This is a genomic window from Geodermatophilus sp. URMC 63 (assembly GCF_053502565.1).
The window spans coordinates 3,367,334-3,385,260 of sequence record NZ_CP199956.1; the positions used below are offsets into that span (position 1 = coordinate 3,367,334).

General features: G+C 77.1%; 17 protein-coding genes. 6 read left to right on the top strand and 11 right to left on the bottom strand.

Going from position 1 to position 17,927, the window contains the following annotated elements; genetic code table 11:
- Position 1: 1 nt before the first annotated feature.
- Genes cydC through ACWIZO_RS16560 form a run of 3 tightly spaced genes read right to left on the bottom strand, consistent with a single transcriptional unit; the run spans position 2 to position 5,963 of the window.
- Entirely contained in the window at positions 2 to 3,373 is a 3,372-nt protein-coding gene (gene cydC, locus ACWIZO_RS16550; RefSeq protein WP_448638742.1) for a thiol reductant ABC exporter subunit CydC, read from the bottom strand.
- Positions 3,370 to 4,389: a cytochrome d ubiquinol oxidase subunit II gene (gene cydB / locus ACWIZO_RS16555; protein ID WP_448638743.1), complete on the bottom strand. Its 1,020-nt coding sequence runs from the start codon at positions 4,387 to 4,389 to the stop codon at positions 3,370 to 3,372. Before cydB ends, cydC begins: the two co-directional genes overlap by 4 nt.
- Positions 4,390 to 4,403: 14 nt before the next feature.
- On the bottom strand, positions 4,404 to 5,963 hold the full coding sequence (locus tag ACWIZO_RS16560; protein WP_448638744.1) for a cytochrome ubiquinol oxidase subunit I: 1,560 nt from the start codon (positions 5,961 to 5,963) through the stop codon (positions 4,404 to 4,406).
- A 172-nt stretch (positions 5,964 to 6,135) separates the two neighbouring features.
- On the opposite strand from ACWIZO_RS16560, the gene ACWIZO_RS16565 reads away from it, so the two are divergent.
- Positions 6,136 to 6,495, top strand: a complete 360-nt coding sequence (locus ACWIZO_RS16565) for a BlaI/MecI/CopY family transcriptional regulator (protein WP_448638745.1) — start codon at positions 6,136 to 6,138, stop codon at positions 6,493 to 6,495.
- Position 6,496: 1 nt separating this feature from the next.
- Positions 6,497 to 7,429, top strand: a complete 933-nt coding sequence (locus ACWIZO_RS16570) for a M56 family metallopeptidase (RefSeq protein WP_448638746.1) — start codon at positions 6,497 to 6,499, stop codon at positions 7,427 to 7,429.
- Positions 7,430 to 7,435: 6 nt separating this feature from the next.
- On the opposite strand, the gene ACWIZO_RS16575 is transcribed toward ACWIZO_RS16570, so the two are convergent.
- The 8 genes from ACWIZO_RS16575 to ACWIZO_RS16610 form a co-directional block, all read right to left on the bottom strand.
- A complete protein-coding gene (locus tag ACWIZO_RS16575) occupies positions 7,436 to 8,335 on the bottom strand; it encodes an oxidoreductase (RefSeq protein ID WP_448638747.1) in 900 nt (299 codons plus the stop codon).
- 87 nt (positions 8,336 to 8,422) lie between these two features.
- A complete protein-coding gene (gene thrS, locus ACWIZO_RS16580) occupies positions 8,423 to 9,709 on the bottom strand; it encodes a threonine--tRNA ligase (RefSeq protein WP_448638748.1) in 1,287 nt (428 codons plus the stop codon).
- Positions 9,710 to 9,959: 250 nt separating this feature from the next.
- Positions 9,960 to 12,218 carry a heavy metal translocating P-type ATPase gene (locus ACWIZO_RS16585; RefSeq protein WP_448638749.1) on the bottom strand — a complete coding sequence of 753 codons (2,259 nt, stop codon included), beginning with the start codon at positions 12,216 to 12,218 and terminating at the stop codon, positions 9,960 to 9,962.
- 16 nt (positions 12,219 to 12,234) lie between these two features.
- Positions 12,235 to 13,035: a hypothetical protein gene (locus tag ACWIZO_RS16590; RefSeq protein WP_448638750.1), complete on the bottom strand. Its 801-nt coding sequence runs from the start codon at positions 13,033 to 13,035 to the stop codon at positions 12,235 to 12,237.
- A gap of 25 nt (positions 13,036 to 13,060) precedes the next feature.
- Positions 13,061 to 13,270 carry a heavy-metal-associated domain-containing protein gene (locus ACWIZO_RS16595; protein ID WP_446759807.1) on the bottom strand — a complete coding sequence of 70 codons (210 nt, stop codon included), beginning with the start codon at positions 13,268 to 13,270 and terminating at the stop codon, positions 13,061 to 13,063.
- Positions 13,271 to 13,299: 29 nt separating this feature from the next.
- On the bottom strand, positions 13,300 to 13,611 hold the full coding sequence (locus tag ACWIZO_RS16600) for a metal-sensitive transcriptional regulator (protein WP_448638751.1): 312 nt from the start codon (positions 13,609 to 13,611) through the stop codon (positions 13,300 to 13,302).
- 25 nt (positions 13,612 to 13,636) lie between these two features.
- Positions 13,637 to 14,071, bottom strand: a complete 435-nt coding sequence (locus ACWIZO_RS16605; RefSeq protein ID WP_448638752.1) for a helix-turn-helix domain-containing protein — start codon at positions 14,069 to 14,071, stop codon at positions 13,637 to 13,639.
- A 141-nt stretch (positions 14,072 to 14,212) separates the two neighbouring features.
- Positions 14,213 to 14,701, bottom strand: a complete 489-nt coding sequence (locus ACWIZO_RS16610) for an Hsp20/alpha crystallin family protein (RefSeq protein ID WP_446759810.1) — start codon at positions 14,699 to 14,701, stop codon at positions 14,213 to 14,215.
- A 130-nt stretch (positions 14,702 to 14,831) separates the two neighbouring features.
- On the opposite strand from ACWIZO_RS16610, the gene ACWIZO_RS16615 reads away from it, so the two are divergent.
- From ACWIZO_RS16615 to ACWIZO_RS16630, 4 genes are all read left to right on the top strand, one after another.
- Positions 14,832 to 15,368: an STAS domain-containing protein gene (locus ACWIZO_RS16615; protein WP_448638753.1), complete on the top strand. Its 537-nt coding sequence runs from the start codon at positions 14,832 to 14,834 to the stop codon at positions 15,366 to 15,368.
- Positions 15,369 to 15,416: 48 nt separating this feature from the next.
- A complete protein-coding gene (locus ACWIZO_RS16620) occupies positions 15,417 to 16,706 on the top strand; it encodes a YibE/F family protein (RefSeq protein ID WP_448638754.1) in 1,290 nt (429 codons plus the stop codon).
- Between the two features lie 119 nt (positions 16,707 to 16,825).
- On the top strand, positions 16,826 to 17,491 hold the full coding sequence (locus ACWIZO_RS16625; protein WP_448638755.1) for a class I SAM-dependent methyltransferase: 666 nt from the start codon (positions 16,826 to 16,828) through the stop codon (positions 17,489 to 17,491).
- Complete coding sequence (locus tag ACWIZO_RS16630; RefSeq protein WP_448638756.1) at positions 17,481 to 17,810, top strand: TraR/DksA family transcriptional regulator; 330 nt, start codon at positions 17,481 to 17,483, stop codon at positions 17,808 to 17,810. The genes ACWIZO_RS16625 and ACWIZO_RS16630 overlap by 11 nt, the downstream gene beginning before the upstream one ends.
- The last annotated feature ends 117 nt before the right edge of the window (positions 17,811 to 17,927 follow it).

The window sequence follows — 17,927 nt, forward strand, 5'->3', positions numbered from 1 at the left end:
CTCAGGCGGCCAGCGCGGGCTCCCCGGCGCCCAGCCGGACGACGGTGTCGCCGGGCTGCTCGAGCCCGTCGTCGTGGGTCACGCAGACGACCACCCGGCCGGCCAGCGCCGCGCGCAGGTCCCGCACGAGCGCCGCGGCGGTGGGCGGGTCGAGGTGCGCGGTCGGCTCGTCGAGCAGGACCACGTCGCGGTCGGCCAGCAGCGCGCGGGCCGCGGCCAGCCGCCGCCGCTCGCCACCCGACAGCGCCGTGCCACCGGCGCCGACCGGGGTGTCGAGCCCGTCGGGCAGGCCGGCCAGCAGCGGGCCCAGGCCCGCGGCGGTGAGCGCGGCGGTCATGCGTGCCTCGCCGTCCGGACCGGCCAGCGCCCCGCGCGGCGCGGCCAGCGCCAGGTTGGCGCGGACGGTCGAGGCGAACACGTGCGCGTCCTGCGGCAGCCAGGCGGTGCGTGAGCGGACGGCGTCGCCGGTCAGCCGGGCGGTGTCGACGCCGCCGAGCACGTAGCGCCCGCCGCGGGGACGCAGGGCGGCCAGCAGCACGGCGAGGAACGTCGACTTGCCCGCGCCCGACGGTCCGCGGACCACGAGCCAGCCGCCGTCCGCCCTCGCCCGCGCGGTCAGGCCGCGCAGCACGTCGGGTCCACCCGGCCAGCCGGCGGTGAGGTCGGCGACGGCGACCTCCCGGACCGGCGCCGGGGCGCGCAGCGGGTCGGCCAGGTCGGCCGGCACCGGGGCGGTGAGGACGGCGTCGAGGCGGGCGCGGGCGTCGGCGAGGGCACCGCGCCGCTGCAGCGCGGACACCAGCCCGGTCAGCGGCTCGGCCAGGGCCAGCGGCGCCAGCCCGAGCACCGCGACCGCCGGGCCGCCCAGACCGCTCGCCGTCCCGATCGCCGTGGCGAGGACGGCGGCCAGCCCGGTGCCGAGCACGACCAGCCCGGCGCCCAGCGCGCCGGCGCGGGCGCCGGTGGCGGCGACGGAGGCGCGGCGGCCGGCCGCCGCCGCGAGGTCGGCGGCGGTGGCCGCGGCCAGGCCGTGCGCCCGCAGGTCGGCCGCTCCCTCGAGCGCGGTGGTGACGTCCCGCAGGGCGCCCACCCGCAGCGCGCCCTCGGCGCGGGCGGCCCCGGCGTCGACCCGGCGGTGCACCAGCAGCACGAGTGCGGCGGTGACCGCCAGCGCCGCGGCGACGGCCGCCGCGGCGGCCGGGGAGAGCAGGGCCAGCGCAGCGACGGTGAGCGCGGGCACGGTGGCCGCCACCAGCGCCGGCGGGACGACGCGCACGGAGAGGTCCTGCACCAGGCCGACGTCGCCGACCACGCGGGCCAGCGCGCTGCCCGGCGTCCGGTCGGCCGCGACGCCCTGCGCGGCCAGCGCCCGCCAGACGCGCACCCGCAGGTCGGCGGCGGTGCGCAGCGCGGCGTCGTGCGCGGCCAGCCGCTCGACCCAGCGCAGCGCGGCGCGGCCCAGGCCGAACGCCCGGACGCCGACGATGGCGACCATCAGCGTGAGGATCGGCGGCATCTCCGCGGCTCGCACGATGAGCCAGCCGCTCACGGCGGTGAGCGCGACCCCCGCGCCGGCCGACGCCGTCCCCGCCGCCACAGCGCGCGCCAGTGCCCGCCGCGGCCACCCGAGCCGCGTCGTGGTCGGGGCGATCACCGGGTCCACCGTCGTCCCGTCGGTGACCGCGAGATCTGCACACCGGTCGTCATCGGGCGCTGATGAGGGCCACTGTGCAGATCTCGCGGGGGAGGGGGTGGGGACGGGGGTGCCGGGGAGGTCGACGGTGCGGTCGGCCAGCGCAGCCAGGGCCGGGTCGTGGGTGACCAGCAGGACCGTGACCGAGCCGCGCAGGTCGGCGAGGACGGCGGCCACGCGGGCGGCCGAGGCGGCGTCGAGGTGCGCGGTGGGCTCGTCGAGGAGCAGCAGCGAGGCGCCGCGGCGGAGGCGCACCAGCGCCCGCGCGACCGCGACCCGCTGCAGCTCGCCGGGGGAGAGGGTGGTGCAGTCGCGGCCGGCGAGCCCGCTCGCGCCGACCCGGGCCAGTGCCTCGACCACGTACGCCTCGGCCGCCACGGCGTCGACGCCGGGTGCGGGTGCGGCGTGCCGGCGCAGCTCGTCGGCCACGGTGGGCGCCGTCGTCCGCGGGTGCTGCGCCACCAGCGCCACCCCGCCGGCGGGCACGCCGGTCACGGTCCCGGTGACCGCCGCGGCCGGGTCCAGGGCGCCGGTGAGCGCGGCCAGCAGCGTCGACTTGCCCGAGCCGCTGGCGCCGCGCAGGACCACCAGCTCGCCGGGCCGCAGCGCCAGGTCCACCGGCGGCAGCGCGGGCAGCACCCGGCCGGAGTGCCGCACGCTCAGCCCGGTGACGGCGACGTCGGCGCCGCGCGGGTCACCGCCGCCGGCGGCAGGGGCGGGCGGGGCGACCGGCGCGGCGAGCACGGCCCGCGCCTCGGCGGCGGCGAGCGTGGCGGCCTCGTTGGCGTGGTGCGCCGCGCCCAGGGCGCGCAGCGGGGCGAACGCCTCCGGCGCCAGCAGCAGGGCGGTCAGCCCGACGGCGAGGTCGAGGTCGCCGTGCACCAGCCGCAGGCCCACGGTGACCGCGACCAGCGCGACCGACAGCGTGGCCACCAGCTCGAGCACCAGCGCCGAGACGAACGCCAGCCGCAGGGTGGCCAGGGTGCGCCGGCGCGAGACCTCGCCCAGCTCGGCGAGCGCGGCCACCTGGTCGGCGGCGCGGCCGAGGCCGGCCAGCACCGGCAGCCCGCGGACGAGCTCGGCGACGTGCGCGGCCAGCCGGTCCAGCGCCCGGGCGGCGTCGGCGGTGCCGTCGCGGGTGGCCAGCCCGACCAGCGCCAGGAACACCGGGACCAGCGGCAGCGTGACCGCGACCAGGCCGGCCGAGAGCAGGTCGGTGGCGGCCAGGACGACCAGCAGCACCGGCGGGACGACGAGCGTCTGCGCCAGCGCCGGCAGGTAGGCGGCCAGGCCCGGCGCGAGGTCGGCCAGCCGGGTGGTGGCCAGCACCGCTGCGGGGGCCGGTCCGCCCGCGGCGGCGACCGCGGCCGGGGAGGCGGCCAGCCGGCCGAGCAGGGCGCGGCGCAGGCCGTCCTCGGCGCGGCGGGCGTCGCGGTCGGCGGCCAGGTCGCCGAGGGTGCCGGCCAGCGCCCGCAGCGCCGCACCGGCGGCGGCCACGGCGAGCGGCGGCAGCAGCGCGCCGTCGGCGGACCCGGCGGCGCGGGCGAGGGCGTGGGCCAGCCCGGCGGCGAGCAGCACCAGCCCCGCGGTCGAGCCGAGGGCGGCCAGCGCCGCCCGGGCCAGCGCGCCGGGCAGCCCCGGCACCCCGGCCAGCGCCGCCAGGGGACCCCGGGAGGTCACGCGGCCACCGTCTCGTGCTGCGGCTCGGCGGTCAGCCGCCGGCGGAAGACCCAGTAGGTCCAGGCCTGGTAGGCGAGCACCACCGGCAGGCCGATCCCGGCCACCCACGTCATCACGGTGAGCGTGTAGTCGCTGACCGAGGCGTCGGTGACGGTGACGTCGAAGGCCGCGTCGACGGTGGAGGGCACCACCACCGGGTAGGCCGCGCCGAACAGCGTCGCCGCCGAGGCCAGCAGCACGGTGGCCCAGCCGGCGAAGGCCTGCCCCTCGCGGTCGAGCCGCACCCGGGTCCAGGTGACGATGACGGCCAGCGCCGCGACCAGCCACAGCACCGCGGTGAGCACGGTGCCCGAGCGCAGCTGGACCAGCCCCGCCCAGGCCAGCAGCGGCAGCGCGCCCACCGGCGACCAGCGCAGCGCGAACGCCCGCGCCCGCAGCCGCAGCGGGCCGTCGGTCTTCAGCGCCAGGAACAGCGCGCCGTGCACCAGCGAGTAGGCGACGACGGCGACCGCGCCCAGCAGCGACGACCAGCCCAGCCCGGCGAGGGCGCCGCCGACCCGGGTGCCGGAGCCGTCGATCGGCAGGCCGAGCGTGGTGGCGCCCAGCGCCGCGCCGATGCCGGCCGCCGCGACCAGCGAGCCGCCGGTGATGACGCGGGTCCAGGCGGCGTCCCACCGCGGGTCGTGCGACTGGTGCCGCCACTCGAAGGCCACCGCCCGCACGATCAGGCCGAGCAGCACGACGACGAAGGGCAGGTACAGCGCCGGCAGCCAGGTGGCGTACCAGCCGGGGAAGGCGGCGAACACCGCGCCGGTGGCGGTGATCAGCCAGACCTCGTTGCCGTCCCAGACCGGGCCGATGGTGCGCAGCATCAGGTGCCGGTCGGCGGTGCCGTCCGTCCCTCGCCGGCCGAGCACCGGCAACAGCGCCGCGACGCCGAAGTCGAAGCCCTCCAGCAGCAGGAAGCCGGTCCACAGCACCGCGACGGCGGCGAACCACAGGGTCTGCAGGTCCATGTCAGGCGCTCCGGTCAGTACGCGAAGGAGAGGACGTCGTCGTCGGCACGGTCGTCGTCGGCACGCTGGTCGTCGTCCCGGCGGGAGCTGCCCACCGCGGGCGGCGTCGGCGTGGTGTCGCCGGTGGTCACGCCGCGGCGGACCAGCCGGGTGACGAGGAAGAGCTCGACGACGGCGAGCGCGCCGTAGAGCAGGCCGAGACTGATCAGCGAGGTCCACACCTCGGCGGCGCTGATGCCGGGGGAGACGGCCTGGGCGGTGAAGAACCAGACCTGCTCGCCGACCGGCACGTCCGGGTTGGGGTAGACGACGAAGGGCTGGCGGCCCATCTCGGTGAACACCCACCCGGCCGCGTTGGCCACGAAGGGCGCACCGACGGCCAGCAGCGAGCCGTACACGCCGATCCGCGACGTCGGCACCCGGCCGCGGCGGGTCGACCACAGCGCGTAGGCCGCCACCCCGGCCGACACCGCGCCCATGCCGATCATGAACCGGAAGCTCCAGTAGGTCACCGCGAGCACCGGCGTGTAGTCGACCGGCTGGCCGGCGCGGTCGCCGAAGGACGGGTCGTCGGGGTAGGTGGCGCCGTAGACCTCGGCGTACTGCTCCTGCAGCTCGTTCACGCCCGGGACGGCGGTGGAGAAGTCGCTGTGCGCGAGGAAGGAGAGCAGGCCCGGGACGGTGTAGCTGTGCACGTCGTCGCACTCGTTGCTGCCGAGCTTGGCCCAGGCGAACAGCGAGAACGGTGCCGGCGCCTCGGTCTCGCACAGCGCCTCGGCCGAGCTCATCTTCAGCGGCTGCTGCTCGTACATGAGCTTGCCCTGCCAGTCGCCGGTCAGGGAGACGAGCAGGAAGGCGGCCAGCGAGACGAACCCGCCGAGGCGGACCGAGCGGCGCCACACCGCGTGGTCGACGTCGGTGGTGGGCCGGCCGGCGAGGGCTCGCCGGCGCAGGTGCCACAGGCCGATGCCGACCAGCAGGGCGCCGGCGACCATGAGCGCGGCGACGACGGCGTGGCTGAAGGCGGCCAGGGCGGTGTTGTTGGTCAGGACGGCGAGGAAGTCGACCTGCCGCGGGCGGCCGTCGTCGCCGGCGACGACGCCGACCGGGTGCTGCATCCACGAGTTGGCCGCGATGATGAAGTAGGCGCTGACGATCGAGCCGACGACGGCGGCCCAGAGCGCGGCGAGGTGCAGCTTCGCCGGGATGCGGCCCCAGCCGAAGATCCACAGGCCGAGGAAGGTCGACTCGAGGAAGAAGGCCAGCAGCGCCTCGAGGGCCAGCAGCGAGCCGAAGACGTCGCCGACGAAGCGCGAGTACTCGCTCCAGGCCAGGCCGAACTGGAACTCCTGGACGAGGCCGGTGGCCACGCCGAGGACGAAGTTGACCAGGTAGACCTTGCCCCAGAAGCGGGTCATGCGGAGCCACTCGGGCTTGCGCGTCCGCAGCCACAGGGTCTGCATGACGGCGACCAGGATCCCCAGGCCGATGGTCAGCGGGACCATCAGGAAGTGGTAGACGGTCGTGATGCCGAACTGCCAGCGGGCGATGTCCAGCGTGTCCAGGACGTCCACGGCACCTGCTCCTCACCTGTCGGGAGCGGCCCCCGACGCCTCCTTTCTACGCTCCGTAGAACTGTTTCTCTACATCTCGTAGAAGACGTCGGGGTGAGGTGCGCGACACGGTCCGTGCGCTGCCGTACCCGCCCGTTCTACGCTGGGTAGAAACCGATCGGCAGGAGGGACCATGGCGTCGCTGGGCGACCTGGAGCGGGCGGTCATGGACCACCTGTGGGCGGCCGACGGGCCCGTGGCCGCCACCGAGCTGCGCGACGCGCTCGCCGACCGCGGCCTGGCGCTGACCACCGTGCACACGGTGCTGTCCCGGCTGGAGGGCAAGGGCTTCGTCGAGCACGACGACGCCCGTCCCCGTCGCTTCCGACCCACGGCCAGCCGCGAGCAGCACGCCGCCGAGCTGATGCACGAGGTGCTCGGCCGGTCCGGCGACCGGCAGGCGGTGCTGGCCCGCTTCGTCGGCGGGGTCGACCCGGAGGAGGCCCGGCTGCTGCGGCAGCTGCTGGACGGGGCGGCACCGGACGCCCGCTGACGTGCTGCCCGCGACCGCCGCCGCGCTCGGGGTCCTCGCCGCGCTGCTGGCCTGGCCGGTGCCGGCGCTGCTGGGCCGCGCGCGGTGGCCGCGGCGCGACCCGCTCGTGGCGCTGGTGTGCTGGCAGGCGATCGGCCTGGCCGGCGGGCTGTCGATCATCGGCGCCCTGCTCGTGCACGGCCTCGCGCCGTGGGGGCACTCGCTGCCCGAGGCCGGCTGGGCGGTGCTGGCCGGCGACCCCTCCGAGGGCCCCGTCCGGGGCGACCACTGGGTCGCGCTGACGCTGGCCGGGGTGCTGGCCGCGGAGCTGCTCGGCGTCCTGGCGCTGTCGTGGGTGCGCACCGCCCGCACCCGCGGCCGGCACCGCGCGCTGCTGGAGCTGGTGGTGCGGCCCTCGGCGGCGGCCCCCGACGCCCGGTTGCTCGAGCACCCGGCGCCGGTGGCGTTCTGCATCCCCGGCGCCCGCCCGCTGCTGGTGCTCTCCTCGGGCATGGTCGCCGAGCTCGACGACGACCAGCTGGCCGCCGTGGTCGCGCACGAGCGGGCGCACCTGGCCGAGCACCACCACCTCTACCTGCTGCCGTTCGTGGCCTGGGAGGCGGCGCTGCCGGTGCTGCCCGCGGCCGCCCGCGCGCACGCCGCCGTCCGGGAGCTGGTGGAGATGCGCGCCGACGACCGCGCGCTGGCCACCCTCGGCGGTCCCGAGCCGCGGCGCACGCTGGCCCGGGCCATCGTCGCGGCGGCCGGCGCGGCCGGGGGAGGGCAGGTGCCCAGCGGCGCGCTCGCCGTCGCCGGTGCCGCCGTGCGCGAGCGCGTCGTCCGGCTGCTCGCCCCGCCGGCCCCGCTGCCGGCCGCCGCCCGTGCCGCGGCCCTGCTGGCCGCCGGCCTGCTCCTGCTCGTCCCGACCGTCCTGCTCCTGGCCCCGGCCCTCTGACCGTGCTCAGGCCCGGGCGGGCAGGGAGGCCGGGAGGTCGACGCCGGTGAGCTCGGCCGACGCCGCCCAAAGCCGCGCGGCCAGGTCCAGGTCGCTGGCGGGGGCGGTCCGGCCCACCAGCGTCGGGTACCCGCGGGCCTCCATCGGACCGTCCGGGCCGGCGTAGCTCCCGCCGGGCAGGTCGGCCGTGGCCACGAACAGGGTGGGCAGCGCGCCCTGCTCGGCGGACTGGGCGACCACCCGGTTGCCCAGCGCCATGACCGCGTCCTTGAGCCGGTTCTCGGTCCGGCCCTGCAGGTTCGTCGCCGACCAGCCGGGGTGGGCGGCCATCGCGCGCACCGGCGAGCCGGCGGCGGTGAGCCGGCGCTGCAGCTCCAGGGTGAACAGCAGGTTGGCCAGCTTGGACTGGCCGTAGGCGCGCTCGGCCGAGTAGCGCCGGGTCTCCCAGTTGAGGTCGGTGAGGTCGATCGTGCCCATCCGGTGCGCCGTCGAGGAGACGGTGACCACCCGGTCGGTGACGTGCGGCAGCAGCAGGTTGGTCAGCGCGAAGTGCCCGAGGTGGTTGGTGCCCAGCTGCAGCTCGAAGCCGTCGGCCGTGCGGCCCTGCGGCACCATCATGATCCCGGCGTTGTTGACCAGGACGTCGAGCGGGCCGGTCCACCCCGCGGCGAAGGCGCGCACCGAGGCGAGGTCGCCCAGGTCCAGCCGGCGCACCTCGACGTCACCGGGCAGGCCCGCGGCGGCGCGCGCGCCCCGGTCGGGATCGCGGACGGCGAGCACGACGCGGGCGCCGGCCTGCGCCAGCGCACGGGCGGTGGCCAGGCCCAGCCCGCTCGTGGCGCCGGTGACGACGACCGTGCGGCCGGTCTGGTCGGGGATGTCGGCGGTGGTCCAGCGACTGGTCATGCCCGGCCCAACGCCGGGGGCGCTCCCGGTGTGCCGCCGGGGGACGTCCTGGGCCGGCGGGTGTCCCGGCCGGCCCCGGACCGGGAGTCACGGCCACAGCCGCTGTAGGCGCCCCGCGGCGACCCCGGCGGCCAGCCCGACGAACCGCTGCGCGGGCACCGGGCCGAGCCGGCGGCCGTCGCGCAGGTCCACGGCGACCTGCCCGGCGGCGGACTCCCGCTCGCCCACCACCAACCGGTAGGGGGCCCGCGCGAGCCGGGCGCGGCGCACCCGCGCGCCGAGCGGCTCGGCGGCGTCGTCGACGTCGACCCGCAGGCCGGCCGCCCGGGCCGCGGCCGCGACCTCGGCCGCGGCCCGCGCCTGCGCGGCCGAGGACGGGTCGACCGGCAGCACCACGGCCTGCACCGGCGCCAACCACACGGGCAGGTCGCCGGCGTGCTGCTCGAGCAGGAACGCCAGGCAGCGCTCCATGCTGGAGAGCACCGTCCGGTGCAGCAGCACCGGACGGCGGGGGCCGTCCGGGCCGGCGTAGGACAGGGCGAACCGCTGCGGGAGCAGGAAGTCCAGCTGCACCGAGGAGAACGACTCGACCCGGCCGCCGCGGCCGGGCACCTGGACGTCGATCTTCGGACCGTAGAAGGCCCCCTCGCCGCGGACCGGCTCGTAGGGCACGCGCAGGTCGTCGAGCACGCCCGCGAGCACCGCCTCGGCCCGGTCCCACTGCGCGTCGTCGGCGGCGTACTTCGCCCCGTCCCCGCGCAGCGAGAGCCGGTAGGAGTGCCCGGACAGGCCCAGGGCGGCGTAGGCGTCCTCGATGAGGCCCACGACGAGCGCGACCTCCCCGGCGACGTCGGCCGGGTCGCAGAAGTGGTGGGCGTCGTTGAGGACCATCGCCCGCACCCGCGAGAGCCCCGACAGCGACCCGGACGGCTCGTCACGGAACATCGCGCCGAGCTCGGCGATCCGCAGCGGCAGCTCGCGCCAGGACCGCGGCCGGGACCGGTAGGCGACGACGTGGTGGGGGCAGTTCATCGGGCGCAGCACGATCGGGCCGCTGCCGCCGTCCTCGATCGGCGGGAACATCGCCTCCGCGTAGTGCTCCCAGTGCCCGGAGAGCTCGTACATGGCCTTCCTGCCCAGCGGCGGTGAGTAGACGTGGGCGTAGCCGGCGGCGCGCTCGGCCTCGCGGACGTAGCGCTCGAGCTCCCCGCGGACGACCGCCCCGGCCGGCAGCCAGATCGGCATGCCGGCGGGCAGCAGCGGGTCGGAGGCGAACAGGTCGAGTTCCCGTCCGAGGCGGCGGTGGTCGTCGGCCGGCAGCGACTCGACCGGGCGGTGGTCGCGTGCGTCCGCGGGGGAGGGGTGGGCGTTCATCGGGTGCTCCCTGGGGTGGGCGGGGAGCTCCCGGGACGTCATCCGGCCCCGGGAGACTCCCGGGGCCGGATGGGTGGTCGAGCGGTGCGGCGCTGGTCAGCGCGCTCGCGGGCTCACGGCGCCGAGAGGTCCCGGCGCGGTGGTGCGGAGCCTGCGCGCTGCCATGCCCCCAGTGTGCGCGGGGACGTCGCCGGGGCAACGGGTTTCCCGTCCGGCCGCCACCCCGACCGGGGCGGCTCGGGCCCGGTCGTCAGCGGCCGGCGTGCTCCCGGGCGCGCCCCGCGGGCAGGGCGGCCCCGGCCGCGGCGCCGTCCGGCAGGGGTGCGAACCGGCGCAGCCGCAGGCTGTTGGTGACGACGAAGACCGAGCTCAGCGCCATCGCCGCGCCGGCGATCATCGGGTTGAGCAGTCCGGCCATCGCCACCGGGATCGCCGCGACGTTGTAGGCGAACGCCCAGAACAGGTTGCCCTTGATCACCGCCAGCGTGCGCCGGGCCAGCCGGACGGCGTCGGCGGCGACGCGCAGGTCACCCCGCACCAGGGTCAGGTCGCTGGCCTGGATGGCGACGTCGGTGCCGGTGCCCATGGCCAGCCCGAGGTCGGCCTGGGCGAGGGCGGCCGCGTCGTTGACGCCGTCGCCCACCATCGCCACGGTGCGCCCCTCCGCCTGCAGCCGGCGGACGACGTCGACCTTCCCGGCCGGCAGCACCTCGGCCACCACCTCGTCGATGCCGACCTCGGCGGCGACCGCGCGGGCGGCGGCCGCCGAGTCGCCGGTGAGCAGCACCGGCCGCAGGCCCAGGTCGCGGAACCGGCGCACCGCCTCGGCCGACGTCGGCTTGACCGTGTCGGCCACGACCAGCACGCCGCGTGCCGCGCCGTCCCAGCCGACGGCCACCGCCGTCCGCCCCGCCGCGGCGGCGCCGGCGACGGCGGCGGCCAGCTCCGCGGGCAGCTCCCCGTGCACGGAGGGCCGACCGACGACGACCTCGGTCCCCGCCACGGTGCCGCGCACGCCGAGCCCGGCCTCCGCGCGGAACCCCGTGACGGCGGGCAGCGGCCCCCGCTCGCGGGCCGCCCGGGCGACCGCGGCGGCGATCGGGTGCTCCGAGGCGTCCTCCAGCGCGCCGGCGCGCCGCAGCACCTCGGCCGGGTCCTCGCCGGGGGCGGCGGCGACGTCGACCAGGCTCATCGCGCCGGTGGTGACGGTGCCGGTCTTGTCCAGCACCACGGTGTCCACCCGCCGCGTCGCCTCCAGCACCTCGGGCCCGCGGACCAGGATGCCCAGCTGCGCGCCCCGCCCGGTGCCGACCATCAGCGCGGTCGGCGTGGCCAGCCCGAGCGCGCAGGGGCAGGCGATGATCAGCACGGCGACCGCCGCCGGGAAGGCCCCGGCCGGCCCGGCGCCGGTGCCCAGCCAGAAGCCGAGCGTGGCGAGGGCGAGCGCGAGCACGACCGGCACGAAGACGCCGGAGACGCGGTCGGCCAGCCGCTGCACCTGCGCCTTGCCGTTCTGCGCCTCCTCCACCAGCCGGGCCATCTGCGCGAGCTGGGTGTCCGCGCCGACCCGGGTCGCGCGCACCACCAGCCGCCCGCCGGCGTTGACCGTGGCCCCGACGACGACGTCGCCCGGGCCCACCTCCACCGGCACCGACTCGCCGGTGAGCATCGAGGCGTCCACCGCCGAGGAGCCCTCGACCACCTCGCCGTCAGTGGCCACCCGCTCGCCGGGGCGGACGACGAACAGGTCGCCCACCCCCAGCTGCTCCACCGGCACGCGGCTCTCGGCGCCGCCGCGCAGCACCGACACCTCGCGGGCGCCCATCTCCAGCAGGGCCCGCAGCGCCGACCCCGCCCGCCGCTTGGCCCGCGCCTCGGCGTACCGGCCGGCGAGCAGGAAGGTGGTCACCCCGGCAGCGGCCTCGAGGTAGACGTCGCCGGACCCGTCGGTGCGGGGAACGGCGAGGCTGAACGCGTGGGTCATCCCCGGCTCGCCGGCGGTCCCGAGGAACAGCGCGTACAGCGACCACAGGAACGCCGCCCCGGTGCCCAGCGAGACCAGGGTGTCCATGGTCGCCGCGCCGTGCCGGAGGTTGGTCCACGCGGCGCGGTGGAACGGCCAGCCGCCCCACACCACGACCGGCGCGGCGAGGGTGAGCGAGAGCCACTGCCAAAACTCGAACTGCAGCGCCGGCACCATGCCGAGGACGACGACCGGCACGCTGAGCACGGCGGACACGACGAGTCGGTGCCGCAGGGGCGCGTCGACGTCGACCTCGGCGACGTCGTCCACCGGCGGCGCGGGCAGCGTGGCGGTGTAGCCGGCCTTCTCCACCGTGGCGACGAGGTCCTCGGGCGCGACGCCGTCGCCGAAGCTGACGCGGGCCTTCTCGGTCGCGTAATTGACCGTGGCGGTGACGCCGTCGAGGCGGTTGAGCTTCTTCTCGACGCGGGCCGCGCAGGAGGCGCAGGTCATGCCGCCGATCGACAGCTCGAGCTGCGTGCTCACGAGGCCCTCCGGGCGGTCAGGGTGACGGCGGCGGTGTGCACGACGTCGCCGTGGCGGAAGTCGAGGAACAGCCGGTGGGGTGGACGTGCAGGTAGCCCAGGTCGCCGGCGCGCAGCGCCACCAGGTGGCCGCGGGCGCCGAGGTACGGCTGCAGGTCGGTCACCGGGACGCCGTCGCGGGTGACGGTGAGGACGACCTCCGACTCCCGGCCGGCCACCAGCCCGCCGTCGAGCGTGACGGTGTAGCCGTCGACCTCCGCGGTCGGTGCCGGTGGCGGGAGGGGCACGGGCTCGGACGCCCCGCCGACGGCCAGGTCGGCGCCGAGCACGACGCCACGGCCGAGCGCGGACGGGGTGGCGTCGGCGACCACCCGCCAGGAGCCGGGGGTGAGCGCCAGCGTCGTCGTCCAGGTGCCGTCGGGGGCCAGGTCGGGGTGCACGTGCTGGTAGCCGGTGAGGTCGCGGCGGACGGCGACCAGGTGCAGGTCCTGCTCGTGCACCGTCTCGTAGGCGGTCACCGGCTCGCCGTCGGGGCCGAGCAGCCGGAACGACAGCGGGACGGCGTCACCCGCGGGCAGGGCCGTGCTGCCCAGGTCGAGCGTGTGGCCGTCGTGGGAGACGGCGAGGCCGCCGGGGAGATCGGTGTCGGGAGCGGCCGCGGCGGCGTGCCCGGCGTCCTCGGCGTGCCCCGTCGCCTCGTCGGCGTGGGCGGACGGCGGCTCGCCCACGGGGCCGGCCAGCGCGCCGACGCCCCAGCCGGCACCGAGGACGGCGGCCGCGACCGCGACGGTGGCGGCGACCCGGGTCGCGGTGCGCACGGCGACTCCCTCGCGACCGCCCGCCTCAGCGGGCGGCCACCTCGTAGCCGGCCTCCTCGACGGCGGCGCGCACGGCGTCGTCGTCGACCGGGGCCTCGCTGGTGACGGTCAGGCCGCCGCTGGCCAGGTCCACCGCGACGTCGGTGACGCCGGGCAGGCCGCTGACCTCCTCGGTCACCGCGGAGACGCAGTGGCCGCAGGTCATGCCGACGACGGTGTAGCTGGCGGTGCTCACGGAGGTCCCTCCAGAGGGGAGCGGGTGGGTCAGGAACGGACGAGCCGGGCGATGGCGGCGGAGGCCTCGCGGACCTTCTCGTCGGCCTCGGGGCCACCGGCGGCCGCGGCCTGCGCGACGCAGTGGCTCAGGTGCTCCTCGAGCAGGCCGAGGGCGACCGACTGCAGGGCGGAGGTCATCGCCGAGACCTGGGTGAGGATGTCGATGCAGTACTTCTCGTCCTCGACCATGCGCTGCAGCCCGCGGGCCTGGCCCTCGATGCGCCGCAGCCGCTTGAGGTAGTCGTCCTTGCGGTTGATGTACCCGTGGACGTGGCCGGGGGTGGTCTCCTGGTCGGTCACAGGAGGAACCATACCCCCCTAGGGTTCATGGCGCCACGCGCCGGCCGTCCCCCTCGTCGCTCCGGGACGGGGCGTCGTCGTCGCCGGCCCGCAGCCGGTCGACCGTGTCGCGCAGCCGGTCGCTGGTGGCGCGGGCGTCGGCGAGCTCGTCCTGCAGCCCGAGGATCACCTCGGCCGAGGCGAGCGTGTGCCCCTCGTCGAGCAGGCCGCGCAGGCGCGCGGCGAGCTGCAGCTGGTGGCGGGAGTAGCGGCGGTGGCCGCCGGGGGAGCGGTGCGGCTGCAGCACGCCCGAACCGTCGAGGCTGCGCAGGAAGGCGGCCTGGACGCCGAGCAGCGTGGCCGCCTGGCTCATGGTGAGCGCCGGGAAGTCGGGGTCGTCGAGCCGGCGGACGACGTCGGAGGCCGGGTCGCCCGCGGGGTCGGCGGCGTCCCCGGTGCGGCTGTTCGGATCGGGAGCCACGGGTCCTCCTCGGTCGGCCGGTCTCCCGGCGCCGGTGTCGGGTGCCCGGCCGGGTCCGGGGGTGGGAAAACACCGCGGGGCCGGGCCACGGCTGGCCCGGCCCCGCGTGGGGTCGCCGATCGTGCGATCAGCGTGCTGCCGTCACTTCTCGACGGCCCGCTGCTCACCGGACTCGTGCTCGATGGTCCGGCCCTCCACCGCGGTCGGCACGTCGGCCCGGGTCACGGTGATCTTGCGGGCGCGGGCCTTCTCCGCCACCGGGATGCTCACGGTGAGCACGCCGTCGTGGTAGCTGGCCTCGAGCCGGTCGGTGTCGAGGCTGCGGCCCAGCACCAGCTGCCGGGTGTAGGCGCCGTACGGGCGCTCGGCGACGGCCCACTCGGCGTTCTCCAGCTGCGGCACCGAGCGCTCGGCGCTGACGGTGAGGGTCGTGCCCTCCACCGACAGGTCGATCGAGCCCGGGTCGACACCCGGCAGGTCGAAGTGGGCGACGAACTTGTCGCCGACCCGGTAGGCGTCCATCGGCATGCCCGACAGGGCGCGGGCGGTGCCCGGACGGCCAGCGAGCTGGTCCAGCGCGCGGAACGCGGCGGACGTGGCGGCGAACGGGTCGTAGGCGGTCAGCATCATGACTGGTGCACCTCCTGGTGGATCCGGTGTGTGTTCGCTGCCCGAGGTAAGACCTCTAGTGGCAACTGGAGATTACCTCGGGCGCGCACCTATGTAAACATCCATCCGCGGACTTTGTTCCCGTCCAGGCATGGACGGCCGCGCGGGCGGGAAGTCCCCCGGCATGGACGAGGACGCACCTCCCGGCGGACCGGCCCAGGACCAGGCCCCAGCGCAGGACCACGACCCGGCACAGGACCAGGACCGGGCCGGCCACCCCGGGGACGGCCCGCAGGTGACCGCGACGCTCGACGGCGACGTCAGCTGCGTCACCGTCACCGGGGAGCTGACCGAGGCCGCCCGCCGGCCGCTGGTCCGGGTCGTCACCGACCAGCTGCTGTCGGTGCCCACGCTGCGCCGGCTGGAGCTGCAGCTGAGCGGGGTGACGTTCATGAACTCGGCCGGGATGGCCGTGCTCATCCAGCTGCAGCGGATGACCCAGCCGCGGGCGGTCACCGTCGCGCTCGTCGAGCCGCCGGTCACCGTCGTCCGGCCGCTGCAGCTGACCGGCCTGTGGCGGCGCTTCGAGGTGGTCGACCCCGCTGCCGGCCCGGCCGACGCCGGTGGTGCGCCGCCGTCCGGGGCGCCGTCGCGCCGGCCCGACGGTCCCGACGGGCGCAGCGCCTGACCGTGGTGTCGCCGGGGGCGGGGGCGGTGCTGCTCCTAGCCTGACCGGGTGCCCGCCACCCCCTCGCACACCCACCCGCACACCCACTCGCACGGCTCCGGGACCGACGCCCCGCCGGCGGACCTGGAGGTCCTGACCCGCCGCCGGCGCGCCGTCTGGCTGATGCTCCTGCTGCTCGTCCCGGCCGGGCTGGCCACGGTGGTCGGGCTGGTCGTGCTCTGGCCCGGCGACGAGCCCACGCAGGCGCAGCAGGTCGCCGAGACCTACCTGCCCCCGGGCCAGACCTACCCCGACGCCCGGGTCGTCTCGCTGCAGACCCTGCCCTGCGGGGACACCGGCGCCGGGCAGGCCACCTGCGCCACCGCCGTCGTCGAGGTGCTCGAGGGGGAGGGCGCCGGTGACTACCAGCAGGTCGACCTGCAGGCCGACGTCGTCGCCAACGGGGTGGCCGAGGGCGACACCGTCGTGCTCACCCGCGACGCCGGCGCCGACGGCGGGGTGAGCTACCAGTTCTACGACTTCGCGCGGACGACGCCGATGGTGGTGCTCGCCGTCGCCTTCGCGCTGGTGACCGTGGCCGTCGCCCGGCTGCGGGGGCTGGCCGCGCTGGTGGGGCTCGCCTTCTCCTTCGTCGTCCTCCTGCAGTTCGTCATGCCCGCGCTGCTGACCGGTGCCTCGCCGACGCTGGTCAGCCTGGTCGGCTCGGCGGCGATCATGTTCGTCGTCCTGTACCTGGCGCACGGCTTCTCCGCCCGGACGACGACCGCGCTGATCGGCACCCTGTTCGGCCTGGGCCTGGTGACCGTGCTCGGGTCGGTCTGCGTCGGGGTGGCCCGGCTGACCGGCCTGACCAGCGAGGAGACCACAGCGCTCGCGACCTACGACCCGACGCTGGACTTCTCCGGCCTGGTCATCGCCGGCTGCGTCGTCGCCGGGCTGGGCGTGCTCAACGACGTGACGATCACCCAGGCCTCGGCGATGTGGCAGCTGCACGAGGTGGACCCGGCGATGGGCTGGCGGGAGCTCTACCGCCGCGGCATGGCGGTGGGCCGCGACCACATCGCCTCGACCGTCTACACGATCGTCTTCGCCTACGCCGGGGCCGCGCTGCCGCTGCTGCTGCTCTTCGAGCTCTACTCCCGGCCGGCCGGGGTCACCCTCACCAGCACGGTGGTGGCCGAGGAGGTGGTCCGGACGCTGGCCGGCGCGATCGCCCTCGTGCTCGCCGTCCCGGTGACGACGGCGGCCGGCGCGTTCTTCGCCACCGCGGCCGGCACGGCGGCCGGTGCGGTCCCCGAGCGGCGGGTGTCGGCACTGCGGGCGAGGTTCGCCCGCTGACCGGCCGTCGTCGCGGCGGTTCCCCTGCACCTCCGTAGGCTGGCCGGCGCGAGGCCGGGGTGCCCGCGGCGCCGGCGGACGGCGGGCGCGACCCCGGACGAGGGACGGAGGCCGCTGCGGTGGAGGGACCCGGGGGAGTCCGGCTGCGCGGGACCGGCCCGGCCGGTGCGGCGGAGCTGCTCGCCGCCGCCGAGGCCGCGCCCGGCTTCATGCCGGCCGCGGAGGGCCGCGCGCTGTACGAGGCCGCGCGCACCGTGGCGGTGGCCGGCCCGCTGCTGGAGATCGGGTCCTGGATGGGCAAGTCGGCGCTGTACCTGGCCGCCGCGGCGCGGGAGACCGGCCGGCAGGTGGTCACCGTCGACCACCACCGCGGTTCGGAGGAGCACCAGCCGGGCTGGGAGTACCACGACCCCTCGCTGGTCGACCCCGCCGTCGGGTGCATCGACACGCTGCCGCGGTTCCGCCGCACCGTCGCCGACGCCGGTGCCGAGGACGTCGTCGTCGCGGTGGTGGCGCGGTCGGAGGTGCTCGCCCCGCTGTGGTCGACGCCGCTGGCGCTGCTGTTCCTCGACGGCAGCCACACCGAGGAGTCCGCGCGCCGCGACCAGGACGCGTGGGTGGCCAAGCTGGCCGTCGGCGGCACGCTGGCCATCCACGACGTCTTCCCCGACCCCGCCGACGGCGGGCAGGCCCCGTTCGGCGTCTACACCCGGGTGCTGGCGTCGGGGGACTTCACCGAGCTACCCGGCACCGGCTCGCTGCGGCTGCTCCGCCGTGAGCGCTGACGCGCTGGGGGCCGAGCGGGCGGCCGCCCAGGCCCAGCTCGAGGCGCTGACGCGGGAGTTCGACGCCATCGTCGCCGCGTCGCAGGCGTCCAACGCCGACGACGAGCACGACCCGGAGGGCGCGACGATCGCCTTCGAGCGCCAGCAGGTGGCGGCGCTGCTGGAGCGGGCGCGCCGCCGGCTGGCCGACGTCGACGCCGCGGTCACCGCCGTGGAGGCCGGTACCTACGGGCGCTGCGCGTCCTGCGGCCGGGCGATCGCCCCCGAGCGGCTCGCCGCCCGGCCCGCCGCCCGCACCTGCATCACCTGCGCGACCTGACCGAGGCAGAGGAAGCTCTCCGCACGTGTCCGGGCCCTCGGACGTGGGGATTGCCTCCCATGCCTCGGCGCAGACCCGAGCGTGTGCGCTCAGGCTGCGTTCCACCACGGAGAACGC

Bases quoted from the DNA above. Each gene is read 5' to 3' on its own strand.
- cydB (WP_448638743.1), bottom strand. From the start codon at position 4,389: ATGGACCTGCAGACCCTGTGGTTCGCCGCCGTCGCGGTGCTGTGGACC.
- ACWIZO_RS16565 (WP_448638745.1), top strand. From the start codon at position 6,136: ATGGCGTCGCTGGGCGACCTGGAGCGGGCGGTCATGGACCACCTGTGG.
- ACWIZO_RS16575 (WP_448638747.1), bottom strand. From the start codon at position 8,335: ATGACCAGTCGCTGGACCACCGCCGACATCCCCGACCAGACCGGCCGC.
- thrS (WP_448638748.1), bottom strand. From the start codon at position 9,709: ATGAACGCCCACCCCTCCCCCGCGGACGCACGCGACCACCGCCCGGTC.
- ACWIZO_RS16610 (WP_446759810.1), bottom strand. From the start codon at position 14,701: ATGATGCTGACCGCCTACGACCCGTTCGCCGCCACGTCCGCCGCGTTC.
- ACWIZO_RS16615 (WP_448638753.1), top strand. From the start codon at position 14,832: ATGGACGGCCGCGCGGGCGGGAAGTCCCCCGGCATGGACGAGGACGCA.